At 57.5% G+C, this 12934-nt stretch carries 7 protein-coding genes and 1 pseudogene; 7 read left to right on the top strand and 1 reads right to left on the bottom strand.

Annotated features, from left to right (window positions below):
- Positions 1-100 precede the first annotated feature (100 nt).
- Positions 101-722 (bottom strand): annotated as a pseudogene (locus tag LB553_RS30820) (tyrosine-type recombinase/integrase).
- 652 nt (positions 723-1374) lie between these two features.
- On the opposite strand from LB553_RS30820, the gene LB553_RS21125 reads away from it, so the two are divergent.
- The 7 genes from LB553_RS21125 to LB553_RS21095 all read left to right on the top strand — a co-directional run bounded on the left by LB553_RS21125 (position 1375) and on the right by LB553_RS21095 (position 12929).
- Positions 1375-2520: a hypothetical protein gene (locus LB553_RS21125; protein WP_224516247.1), complete on the top strand. Its 1146-nt coding sequence runs from the start codon at positions 1375-1377 to the stop codon at positions 2518-2520.
- Positions 2521-3254: 734 nt separating this feature from the next.
- Entirely contained in the window at positions 3255-4838 is a 1584-nt protein-coding gene (locus LB553_RS21120; protein ID WP_224516246.1) for a hypothetical protein, read from the top strand.
- Between the two features lie 981 nt (positions 4839-5819).
- On the top strand, positions 5820-8453 hold the full coding sequence (locus LB553_RS21115; RefSeq protein WP_224516245.1) for a hypothetical protein: 2634 nt from the start codon (positions 5820-5822) through the stop codon (positions 8451-8453).
- A 141-nt stretch (positions 8454-8594) separates the two neighbouring features.
- A complete protein-coding gene (locus LB553_RS21110) occupies positions 8595-8942 on the top strand; it encodes a hypothetical protein (protein WP_224516244.1) in 348 nt (115 codons plus the stop codon).
- On the top strand, positions 8939-10840 hold the full coding sequence (locus tag LB553_RS21105) for a hypothetical protein (protein WP_224516243.1): 1902 nt from the start codon (positions 8939-8941) through the stop codon (positions 10838-10840). The genes LB553_RS21110 and LB553_RS21105 overlap by 4 nt, the downstream gene beginning before the upstream one ends.
- A 12-nt stretch (positions 10841-10852) precedes the next feature.
- Positions 10853-11833: an AAA family ATPase gene (locus LB553_RS21100; protein WP_224516242.1), complete on the top strand. Its 981-nt coding sequence runs from the start codon at positions 10853-10855 to the stop codon at positions 11831-11833.
- Positions 11826-12929, top strand: coding sequence for a hypothetical protein (locus LB553_RS21095; protein WP_224516241.1), 1104 nt, complete (start codon positions 11826-11828; stop codon positions 12927-12929). Before LB553_RS21100 ends, LB553_RS21095 begins: the two co-directional genes overlap by 8 nt.
- Positions 12930-12934: the final 5 nt, after the last annotated feature.

Here is a 12934-nt window from a genome sequence, read left to right as displayed (position 1 = left end):
CAGGAGTGACTGCTTTGGGGATGCAGGGCTGGCGGGCCGAACGTCCCACATGAGGCGCTGCGCGGCCCTACCGAGACGGTAGAGCCGCTTCCAGTCAGACCTACGTCGCCTCGGCTAGCTCGAGGGCATCTTCTACGTCGACTCCGAGATACCGAACTGTGTTCTTGACCTTGGTGTGGCCGAGCAAAATCTGGACCGCGCGCAGGTTACCGGTCACCTTGTAGATGATGGACGCTTTGGTACGCCGCAGCGAATGCGTCCCGTATTCCTGAGGTCGAAGTCCGATTGCCACGACCCACTCGTCCACGAGGCGGGCATACTGCCTCGTGCTCATGTGGCGCTTTGGGTCCATTCGGCTCGGGAACGCATAGTCGTGCACGGTGCCACCGCGCCGCTCCAGCCGCGAGAAGGCTGGAACGCGCATCGCATCAACTCGAACTGCACTGGTCGCCCTGTCTTCTGTTGCACGACGATCGCGCGGGTCCGAATTTCGACCCGACAACCAAGGTGCCGGTCTTGATCTTGACTAGGTCGCAGCCGCGCAACTTGCTGTCGATTGCGAGATCGAAGAGGGCTCGATCGCGCAATCGCCGCTCTCGATCGAGAAAAAATCGGATCGCCCATATCTGCCGAGGTTTCAGCGGCCGTTTCGTTCCGACCTTCTTGCCCGCGTTCCACGCGCGGCGATCGGGAGCGTTGGGGTCATAGTGAGAATGTCCCATTTCGTTTGCTCCTTTGGCCGTGATTGGCCACGGGAGGAACGCCAAGCGTCGGTTGTGGGGCAGTGCGACTTCTATGCAGCGATATGCTTCATATTTGTTATTCCGGTAAACTTGGGAGTCTACTTCGCTATGCACCCAACTATGACCAGCGTCGTGCGGTTCCCTCCAAGTGCCCCCTCTTTATTCGGAGCGGCCATCGCCGTTTGCGCTTTCGTCACCGTGATTGGCTATGGGTTTCTGGTTGCAAGTTTGAATCTTTGGCTTGGGGTGGCTTTTGTGTCGTGGTCAATCATCGTGCCTGTCCTCATCCTCATCTTGACCGCTGCATTTTTTGTCCAGCACCGACACACCCAACCTCCCGCAACATTGAGCAGCATCGGACGCAGGCCGATGGTCGGCAGCTCTCCCTCGATCTCGTCAGTGGGCGGATAAATTCGACGCTGATGCGGAAGGGCGCTTTCGCTCTCCATCGCTGCCTGAGATGGCTGCGTAACATATCCCCACATTTCACCGGAATTTGAACGGGACTCCGCAGGAGGTTCGATGTCGACTATACATTCTGTGTTGCCGAATCGAGGTGGTCATGATTCGGGACAGATCAAACCAGGGAGGTTTTTTGGATGGTAGGTTTAACCAGGGAAGAGATCCACAGATGGGAAAAGCAGAGCATGAACGTATAGATTTCGATTTCAAGCCTGACTACGACAAGCATACCACCTACAGAGAAGCCCCCTTTCATTTGCGCGAGCCATTTCGCGCCTTTGTGAGAGAGTCTTACGAGCCCGAATATTTCCCGGGGCTTTATTGGGGCCGGCTCCACAAGCACGAGCCATTTGAAGTCATCGAAGAGTTCGCTGTAGATCGAAAGAAGCGGCAAAACGGCGACTATATTCCGTGTCCAATGTGCGCCCACAAGGAAAAGTTCCTGGAGGGCGCGCTGGTCTATATTTTTGCTCGGCAGGCGATCGCGATTATCGGCAACGAATGCGCGGCTGAGGATCAAAAAAGGGCCGCTTGGGACAAGTGGAAAGCCGATCGGAAGCGCGCACACGAGGAGGACTGCCTGCTGTACTGGCTGCAGCGGATCCCCTTTACGGTGGCAAATATCGCGTCATTGCTGCCTGTAGCAAAGGAGATCGATAAAGCGCATCGCGACTTCAATCGTGGCGCTCCCACTATCCAGAAGGCTCTTCGCCGCAGCTCCAAGGACGGCGTCCTAATGCTTGCAGAATCGGTCGATAACGTCGCAGCTCGCTACGACGACCGGCTGCCCAAGCGCGTCACGCGAAATCATATCATAGGTGCGTTGCGAGGGGCGGCGATGGTGAGGCCCAATTCGAAATTCGCTCGAGATCTGTCTCTGACAAAGGATCTATTTGCCGGACTTGATGATTGCCGCACGGCAGAGGATGCCCTGGAGCGGACTGTGGAGATAGTGGCCGCGGGCGATGGTTCACGGGCCGTACAGCGTGTGGTGGCGGCGCTTCATACGCTGCAAAAACTGACAGAGGATATCTCTGACGCGCGCACTTTCTTTAGCCAGGACAACATCGACACTATCCGAGCTTGGGGCAGTCACCGAGCTCAGCCGGCCGCGTTCTCAGTCGAGCGGCACGTGAGCCGCGCCGGGTTGGTGATCACATTTGCACGGCCCGGAAAAGATGACCAAGGGGAGTATTGTCGTTTGGGCCTGAGCAATGAAAGTGTCGATTGGGCGCCAGACGACTATCTCTGGGATCTCGAATCCTACTTTTCTCTCAGAGAATCGTGGCAATTTAGGAGAAGGCGCCGAAAGTGAGGGGCCGGCCGAACGCCCACTGAATGATCCTCGCCGTGCTGGTAGTGTTTGCCATCTAGATGATGGCATCTACCGGCTGGAGGCGACACGCGGGCCTTTGGTTCAAATAGATCAAAAAGAACAGGCCAAAGCTCAGCCGCGAACGTGCCGACCAGCGATTTCAACTCGACGGCGCTCTCCTCGATTCTGATCGCGCGCGCGAGCACGGCAACGCCGGCGCAATCTCCACGATCGCAATCTCCACGATCGAGGCTAATTGGCCTTTCAACCAACGTTGCTAGCTTGGAGGAGCTATAAATCGCAAGTTGGATGCTTCATAATTGACTGGCGAGCTTGCTGGTGCGATAAGTAGGCCAAAGGATATTCATTTGGGGATACCAAGATGAGCAGATTGCTACTGCTGGTTGGTATTATTGGCTTCTTGGGCTTGGGAGGAATTTCTCCGACTGTCGCACAAGAGAGTGCAAAGGGTTCGACCGACAACAAACCCGTGCCACCGCCCCGGATGGCAGTCTTAGGAAACGACGCCGAAGCTCTTTTGTCGTCGTATTGTGTCTTTCAAAGCCAAGTATACAGTGTCGGAGTCGCATTTTGCTCGGGCGAAATGCTTTTGATGCAGTGCACTAAGAGCGGCACTCAGCCCGCCAGCTGGCAAATCAATACCGGGTCCGCGAATTGTAAGGGGTTTGGCAAGTAAACTACTGCGGCGGGCAACGAGAAATGGGAGTGCCGCCGTGCTGCTTCAATATCCCGATCTATTTCGTTTTTTTCGAGCGGCGGCCTTCTTTGCTGCGTTCGCCGCTTCTACATCATCCGGTCCTGCATTAGCATGCGGCGGGTGGGCTGACGTTGGGTGCAATGTTGGGAAGGCCGTAGAAAAAGGCGCTCATGATGCAGGCCATGCCGGAGAAAAGACGCTCCATGATGTCGGCAAGACGCTTGGAAAAGCTGGGCAGGACACAGGAAAGACCCTCGAGAAGACTGCGCACGATATCGGCCACACGCTTGAGAAGGCAGCGCAGGATACCGGCAAGACCGTAGAGAAAGCTGCGCATGACGCTGGGCGAACAACTGAAATTGCAGCTCACGACACCGGCCATGCGATAGAGAAGGCTTCGCGTGATATTGGGAAAACCTATGAAAAGGCTGGGCAAGATACCTGGCGTGCAAGTCGAAAGGCGGTGTCCGACCTAGGAGAAGCGGGCGGTGCCCTTTCTCGTTTTGTTGTGAGAGAAGTGAAAGGTCTAGGAAAGTCTTTTTCGGATCTCGACCGGCGGCTGAAGGAAGGGAAGATTGTAGACGCGATCTGGGAATTTGAAATCGATCCAATTCGTAATACCGAGCACAATGCCGCGGCAGCGGCCCAAGAAAGCGTGATCCTGGCGACCGTCGGTCAAGTTGCTGCATCTGCTTACGGCGGCCCTGCTGGCGCCGCTGCTTATGCTGCTTGGTTAACTTATAGGAGAACTGGTAATGCGGACCTCGCCTTGCGTGCGGGCATCATAACTGGGATTACCAGTGAGGCGTTTACCGCGGTCGGTCATATGCCCTCAATCACTAACACGCAGATTGCTGAGAAAACGGTGGCGGCGGGAGCCGTGGGTGGCTTGGCCGTGGCAGCAATGGGGGGGGATCATCGCGCCGTACGAGATAGCGTCTTGCTTGCTGCGGGCATGGTTCTGGTACAGACTGGCTATGAACGCCGCACCGGGCATCCGATAGAGGGCAAGGCCTCCGAGGGTGAAGCTTATTGCAAGAGCACGCTAAACGCATACTGCTCAGCAGCGGATAGCTATGTCACGGACGAAAACGGCAATGTCGTCCTTGACGAGTATGGGAACCCAAAGACAAATGTAAACATGAGGGCGCTGGACCCACGGCGGCCGCATGTCGGTACATGGTCAACTGAGGATGATACCGGCTGGATTGGAACAGGGGAGCGTACTCAGTTTATGACGGGTGTGTCGAGGGTGCCCGGAATGAACGCCATGGCATATCTTCACGACATATTTGTCGATGACGAGGGTTTAAGCCCTCTTTTGAGCAAAGCTACCATAATTCCGGCAACATTGTTGACATATCTGGGTACCGGCGCGCCTTACTTTAACAGGCTGATGGAAATAGGGATAGCTAATCGTCCGGTTAATTTGCCTGTTGTTTTGGTTAAGCCTGCAGTTCATCGTCCACAAGGGTTAATAGCGACGCCGGTCGCCAATGGTAATCTAGAAGTAGTACAGGGCGTGTTCATAAACTCCCCTGAAATACAGACGCCTTTGGTGGTTGAGGTTGTTCCGATGCTTTCTGAAAGCACCCATTGATTGTTGAGATTGGGTTGTCGCGCGATAGTCTAGTCTCACTTAACGTCGCGTGCCGGAACTTTGGCTCGCCACGCAGGTATTGGACCGTCGCCTTAACACCAGACTTGACCCATTTCGCACCGTCGATCATGCGGTTGGGACGCCGGCCGGCTGCTTCGGGCCTGTGTCGATCGCCGCGGGAGAATATCCGTGTTCTGTCCATCGGCACGGGAGACGAGATGCCAGGGTAGACGAAGGCGATCGAAATGGTGGACTCCTGCGCTAGATTTTCCCAGGGTGGGCAAGGTTCGCGCGGCAGCAAAGGCCCAGTCCGGTAACGCCCTTGACCGGCCTACCTTCTTGTCGGCAAGCAGAACGTTGTCCTCATCGATCCTCCGGAATCCGAAAATCCCATCAGGCTCGACGACGTCGAGCGTGCCGTGAGGGAATAGGCTCGTCTGGCGCGTTCGCATGCCGAGGCGACCGGGCACTAGGTCAACCAGATCTTCCTCGGTGACGCGGCGGACCGTTTCTTGAAGTGCTCGCTGTCATAGTGTCCGAACCACCTCCACCGATTGGCGGCCACTTTGGGGATAACCAACTGTTCGTCGGAGCGGCCAAGATGAGGCGCAAAGCGGCCGGTTCACGTGACCGGTTCTAGCTTGCCGCGACACTTTCCCTGAGCGGCCTCTGTGAGGGGGCACGATTACCGAGTGCAGCGCAGTCTTGCCTCATCAGCTTCATGTGGATCAAAGGCTGTCGCGGACTACATGCATGGCAACGGATCACGTCGTGCATTCGTAGATTATTCTGACGACATATCCTTCCACGCTATGTTATTGTCTTCTAAAATAGAAAAAAATCTGCTCGCAGGTATTTGTTGTCGGCGGGAGAGGCACATGGGTGGCGCTCGGCTTGTGCGGCCGTATTTTTTTTGGACTCTCATTTTGATGTATCGCAAATCGACGCTCGTCGGCGGTACCAAAGGCATGATGGCCTGAAATGAGGTCAGAAGTCGCCAATAGCCTCGTACAAGCGCTGACCTGGCGGCTGCGTGAAATGCGCATTCGCGTCGGTCTCTTCGAGGCCGACCAGGCAGCGGCCGTGCTTTCCACCCAAAGTGACTGGACGAAGGAAGAACTCCAGAGAGCGTTGCTCCCCATTTTCTGCAAGCGCTACGAGCAGCGCAGTCTCGTCCTGACGCTTATTGATGAACTTCTCACGGCCCCCTCACCGCCTCCACTGCAGCCGGTCTCGAACGTAGCGCCGATCCACTATGCCCGCCCAATCACTGAAGTGGATCCCGTCACAGATCTGAGCTTCTGGCGCAGTCTGCAAGATCGCCTGACCCGACTCTTCGAACTTCTCGGCAGCCCGAAATCGATGATGCGCCTGCTCCTGATGGTGGCGGTGGTGTGCCTCCTCGCAGCGCTCGCCATTTTGCTTCCCGTCGACTTTTCGGTTCTGCGCGATAGGTTCCAGCTTGTCATCAGGTCCCTGCTTGGCGCCATTTCTGATCCGCTCGGCACCGATCTCACCTCAAAAGGCGGGGACCCGGATCGTCTTGATGCAGCATTGATGGTTCGCCACAGCATCGCGGCAGCACTCATCGCGTCTGCCGCTGTGGCCGCTCTGCTTACCTTCAGCCTTCGAAAGAGACCTAAGACCAAGCCTCCAGAAACCCACGACGAGCATTTACCTGCAGAGACAAAGGGCGATGCATCGGTGTTCCGCGTCGGCTCGCTGGGAGGGCTACCTCCACGTTTTCTCGACCCCCGGCTCGCTACCGAAATCGTCGAGTTGCTGAGCTATAGGGAGACCGATCGCGATCGCCGGATCCTTGACCTGCGTTCAACCATCGACAGCCGTGTGCGCGGTGACATGGACAGCCTGATCTTCGAAAAACGCAAGGAACTTCCAACCGTCGTCATCCTTACCGACAGCCGCAGCGACGCGCGCTACTGGAACACGACCGCCACCGAATTCCAGATCGCACTCGAGCGGAGAGGCCTCACCGTCGAGACCCTCGCTTATTCCGGTACATTTTCCGAAACCAGCAGCGACCATCACGGAAGCGACACCATTTCATCGGCACTGGAAATGATCGCAGGAGGCAGCGGCTGGATGCTTACCACTGTCTTCGGCGATCTAAAAAGATTGTCGGGCCGCGACATCTCGCTACTGGCGACCCTGCGTGAGCAGGGCCCAGTGCTGGCTTTTGACTATGACGACCCTCGGCTGTGGGATCGCCGCCATGAGATCCTCGAAGGGCTCGGTATTGCACCGCATCCAGCGGCCGGTCCCGCCTTGCGGCAGGCTTTGGCCGCTGCCTTCGCGCCCGATCGAGCGGCTATCCGACAGACGGAGTTGGCCAAGCCCCGAGAGCCGGCTTTCGAACATCTGTCTGAACCTCACGCGCAATGGGCATCGGCATGCGCGATGGTTGAACCAGTTTCCTTCGCGCTTGCCGAGAAGCTGCGCGCGGCCCAGCCTGAGCTTGCCGGCAATAGTGAGATCCTCGCCTTCTCCCTGCTCGCGCGGCTGCCGGGAAGCTGGGTAGGTCCAGAGGGTCTGCGCTTTTCCTCGCAGATACGGCGCCTTCTGCTTTCGCGATCCGCGACGACACCTCGCAGCCAGCAATTCTCATTCTTGCAGGTGCTGGACAAAGCTTTCGGTGAAGAGCCGAAATCGATCACAGCGGCTGAGCTTTGGCGCTACACGCGAGCCCAAGCCGAGCTGTTTACACCCAGACAGTCTCGCGCAGTGCAGGACCTTGTCGACATCAAGGCAGGCGGGTTGATTGACGAGAGCCAACTCAATGACTTTATCCAGCGCCTGCGTCAGCCCGGGGAAGCGAAGGAAGCGGGAACAATCGCACTCTCCTTGCGCTCAAGTAGACTTTTGGCTCTTGCCAGAAGCGCCGAGTCTGCAGACATCTCTGAAAAAGAACCGCCAACCGTTTCGGCAACCTGGTCAGTCGGCCTTTCGGAAACGCGCGTCAGGCTGGGCTCGGAAGCCGCACCGCTTGCCGCATTTCTGGGCGGGGGCAGCGACATCCTGCTGGTAGAGCCGGGCGTGGCAGACCCGCAGCTTATCTTCAGCCGTGTCGATGCTGTACGCGGTAGCCGTGGCGCTTTGGGCTCGGGTGGCCCAGCGTTGTCCAACGCGAACCTTGCGTCCTCAGATTTCGCAGAACTGATGATTTTCCCTCAGACTGAGTCCGGCGTACTGGTGACGCGCGACGGACGTCTATTCTCCTTCCCGCAGATAGGCAACACCAGGGCGACCGGAACGGAATCCCGGCCGGCACTTTCCTTGACAGAGGTTCAGCTTGGTATCCAGACCACGGGCGTGCCCCTGGTTGCGCTAAGCTTGGAAGGATACCGAATTGCGTGTTGCGGTGCAGGATCGAGTATCGTGGTCGTGACGTCCGCGAACGAGGACGTGAGTCCGCAGCATATTAGCCTGCCGGGCAACGTCTCCGCGATTGCTTTTTCGCAGTCAGGAGGCGTGCTGTGCGGCCTCGAAAACGGCGATGTATTTCGTATGACCGCCTCGCCTTCCGGCTTCGGCTCGCCCGAGCGCGTCGCGTCTTTTGGCCTGGTAATCGCGGCGTTGGCGGAAACCGTCGCCTAGCGCTCTGATCAAGGTACGATCGTCGCCGCGCTTTCCGACGGAAAGGTCGTTCTGAGTAGCTCGGAGACGTCCGAGAATGTCGATCCTGCGCTGGCCTGGCCGCCAAGGTGGCTGACCGCCTTTCCCGACCGCAAGGCCGCTTTGGTCTATGGCTCGCCCATCGGCTTTTCTGTGGCGGCGACTGGCCTGAACGGTCAATTCGATGTCGTAGGGCTGCCGCTTCAGGACGAGCGCACCAAATATCAGGGCGAGTCACTGATTAGCGAAGCTATTGATCCTTCACGGGATCGCATCGAAGTCCTCGCGATCAATGCCGAGCGTCGCCGCATTGTCGTACGCAACGGTGTTTATCTCGAAGTCCGGCCGCTTCTCTACGATCTGCCAGAGCAGGAAGACGGGAGCGTCGGCCTCGCGGTTGAAGACGAGCCGCCTTCGACATCCCAGCAAGCCGCCTCTGGCGTTGAACACCCGGCGACGGTGACTGCATGAGACGCACCGAGATCCGCATAAGGCAGGCCCAGGAAGGCATCCAAGTCAAGCATCCGGCCAGCGGGGAATGGCAGGCTACGAGCCTGTCACCTGACATGAAGCTGGATAACAGGTCCCTCGCCGATATCAAGGCGTTGCTCGATACCTATATGCTCGATACCGATTTTCTGGCGAACAGCACTTGGGATTTGCGTATCGCCGAACAGACCAAAATCGGCATGGCGCTATGGAGCAGCGTCTTCGGCAAGACCGTGAATTTCGATCTCGGCTCGTGGCTTCACATAGTTCCCGAAGCCGACGAAGCAGCCGACAGCAAGTTTATCGACTTCATCTGTAAGGTGCCTTGGGCCATGCTGACGCAAGGCGCGATGGGTAAACCGATGTTTCTCGCGCTCGACCGCGGCGAGCCGGTCGCCATCACGATCGATGCCGCTTCGACAGTGCCCAGCCAACGACGGGGAAACTACAATATCCTGCAGCCATCGGCGCCACGGCTCCTGCTTGTGATGCCGGAGGTTGTTCACAGCGACGAATCCCAGAACACAGGTGCAGCGATGCACCGTCAGGCGCTTCTGAAGGTCATCACCCCGCACTACCAGGCCAGCAACGCCGTCGATAACATCAAATGCGTGCGTAGCTTTGCCGAATTCAGGGACGCCATGCTGGTCGACCGCTTTGATCCGCACATCGTCTACTTCTATGGACACGGCACGACGGCAGGCGGCCAAGGGACCGGATTCCAGTTCGAGGACCAAGGCAAAGAGGACTGGCAGGACGTCGAAGAGATCGCCTTCATCGTCACCCAGGTCGTGAAAGCGACCGGCAATCCGCCTTTTGTTTGGTTCAACGCCTGTCGGGGTGCCGCCGCCAATCAGGACAGCGCGCTGCGCTTGTTTTCCGAAACCGCGTCCTGCGTCGTGGCCATGCGCACGGTGGTCCGCATGGATGCAAGTCGCATTCTGGCTGAAAGAGCTTTGAAATCCGTGATCGTCGATCGGTTTTCGCCTCCGGTCGCCGTGCGCGAGGTGCTGCGCGACTGCCCGAGCGACTGGATGCGGAGCGGTCACTGGGCGTCCACGGTCGTCGCAGCACAGTTCACAGACTGGACTGCGCTCGGCAATGACGAGCGTGTGGCGGAAGATGACGACGCTGTCGGCAACTTCCCGATCCGCGTCGACCGCGTCGACGCCTTGAACAAAGTCGAGGCAAAGCTGAAAGATGCTTTCGCACAAGCGGAAGAATTCTCAGCGCCAACGGTTTTGCTGTGGAGCGGGTCGCCCGACCAGTTGCCTGTGATCTTCGAAGAGCGAGTGCGGGAAGTAATGCTCGAGCGCTTTCCAGGCTACAAGCCCGTCGTGCTGAAGGTCGAATTGCAAGCTGGAGCCCGGCCTAAGAATTCGGACGAACTGGATAACCAACTGCGCACCGCAATTTATAAGGGACTAAGCAACAATACCGGTGCGCCGGTAGAGGACGCATCGCTCGGCCGCATCAGGCGCTTGATTGCCAATATGTCACCGGGCCGCAAGGGCGTTCTAACGGTCTTGCACGGCCAGCTAGCTGCATCTGACGTCAAGCTGGCGCAGGCTTACATACGCATCTGGAAAAATTTGAGTGACGACTTGAAGGACATGCCCAATGCGCCACGGGTTGCTTTGGCCTTCGGCTTTGACGCAGAAGTGAACAAGGCGCTGGAGGCGCCGGAGGGCTACGAAGTCATCTATCTTGGCGCCGTTCCGCCAGAGGAGATCAAGAAACATCTTGGTCGCTATCGGCGATTCTACAATATCCCGATTGCGGAGTTGGAAGCTCAAAGTCAAGCGTTGGCGCGTGAGACCGAAGGAAGTTTCAAAGCGTTGCTGGATAGGCTGGAACGGAAAGCCGACTTAAAAAAATAAGGGGATGCGGACATGCAAGGATTTAGCCTAATTGATCGCCAGGCTGACGGGACCGAAGCGATCCTCAAAGAGCGGCAGAAACGGGTCAACCTTTTCTTCGATACCAACAGGGCACGTGCCGGAACCTATGTCGCCTCGGCCGAACTCAAGACGGCGGCTGATGTGGCCCTCACCCTTGGCCGCCCACTCCTTCTTACCGGCGAACCCGGCTCGGGCAAGACGCTGGCCGCATTTTGGCTTGCCTCGCGACTAGGACTTCTGAGCGAGGACCATTTCCACGAATATCAGGTTCGATCCGATTCCAGGGCTCGGGACATCTGTTATGACTTCGACGCAGTTTCCTGGTTCCGCAAAAGCCAGATCGAGCAGGACGACGTTGTCGACAAATCCGCGTTCATCAGCCCCCGCGCGCTCGGGATCGCGTTTGGGTGGAACGGCGCAGAGGACGCAAACCCGCACGTGGTGTTGATCGACGAGATCGACAAAGCGCCCCGCGATTTTCCCAACGATCTGCTGCTCGAACTTGACCAGATGAAGTTCACAATCGCCGAAACCGGCAGAACCATCGGTCCGCCACGGCAGCGCCCCATTATCGTGATCACATCGAATTCCGAACGGCGGTTGCCCGACCCATTCCTGCGTCGCTGCATCACGCACAATATCGAGATCAAGCCGGAAACCGTGCTGGAGATCCTGACGGCGCGCCTCAAGGCTTACCGCAGCGGGGCACAGGTTGGGCCCCAGGACGATCAACTGGTGGCCGCAGGCGGTGCATTCTGGAGTGGCCTAAGCGAGTTAGAAGGCAGGTTCACCCGCAAACCGACTGTCGCTGAATTCTGGCAATGGCTAATCCTTGCAAGTGAGTATCCTGACAATCCCGACGTAAACCTAATCGAAGTGTTGAAGAAGAAGCGCGGGCCTGAAATCGCCAAACTGCCGCGCATCGGCAGCCTGTTCCTGCCAGCAGATCTCGCTGTTGTCTCCAATGGCTGACCAAATCCACCTTCTGATTGGACAGTTGGCAGAATGGCGAAATCGCATCGAGGCGCATTTCGGCAGGCAAAAATGGTCCTACATCTTCGCCGCTTTCGTGTGGGCCCTGGTGTGGTACAGCACGATGGATGTGCTGACTTACCTGCAGCCGCTGCGTCAGTTTCCTTTCGACATAATGCCCATCATCGCAGGCGTGCCAATCATCGCCGTCGGGTGGCGAGCCGTAGCCCTCGGCAACCGGCTCGGTCTTGCGGTTAAGGATTTCGATGATGGCGCTGCTTTTGTATTGCCCGCGGGTCAGCCCGGCGCCAAACGAACATTTTTAGGGGACATCAAGAGAACAATCGATCGGTATTCAAAGTTAGTTTCAGCGACGATTTTCACGATCTCGCTCGTCGGCGTCATTTTGCTGACAACTGCAAATGGGCTGAGCGACAACCCGTTCATCGGCTTGCTGCTCCTTATTGGTGTACCGTTGATCGCCTTGCCGATCGGTGCGCTGTTGGGCCAGCTCGTCGGCTACGCGCAGTTCTGGCGTACAATGGACCGCAACGGCATAGCCTTGGCGGGGCTTTCCACACCGCAGGCGCGTACAGCCTTGCATGGACTTGAAAGTCTCCACGTCTTCGCCGTTATCGCACTTTCCGTACTTTGCTTTTGGTTTGCCGGCTGGTCGGTTGTCTGGGGACTTGGCTATAGCCAGGAATACGAGAGCGTGTGGCGCACCCAGTTCCTCATTCTTTGGATTGTCTCGATTAGCCTCTTCGTGGCCGCCGGTGTTCGGCCAGCCTGGAATTTTCGCCGGCGCGTTGCCCTACTTTCGGGAGGACATGAGGGCCGACGCGCCAGGGACGAGATGGTCCGCCAGGCTTTGCAAGATCTCCAAAGCTGGCGAGACCCTTCTGCCAAGGCATCTCGTCAGCAGCGCGAACGTATTGCTGAACTCCAGCGCTTCATCGCCAATCTTAAGGACCAGCGCATCGAAAGCAGGCTGCTGGACCCGCGGCTGCTTGTTTTCTTGCTGGCGCTCAACGTGCTGCTGCTTGTCATGTCATTTTTAACGTCTGCAACGCCACCGCCTGTAGCAGCATTCTAGGAGAC

Origin of the sequence: Mesorhizobium sp. CA8 (assembly GCF_020164955.1) — a bacterium.
Taxonomy (GTDB): Bacteria; Pseudomonadota; Alphaproteobacteria; order Rhizobiales; family Rhizobiaceae; genus Mesorhizobium.
Note: the sequence above shows the minus strand (reverse complement) of the source record. Positions and strands in the feature narration are given on the sequence as shown.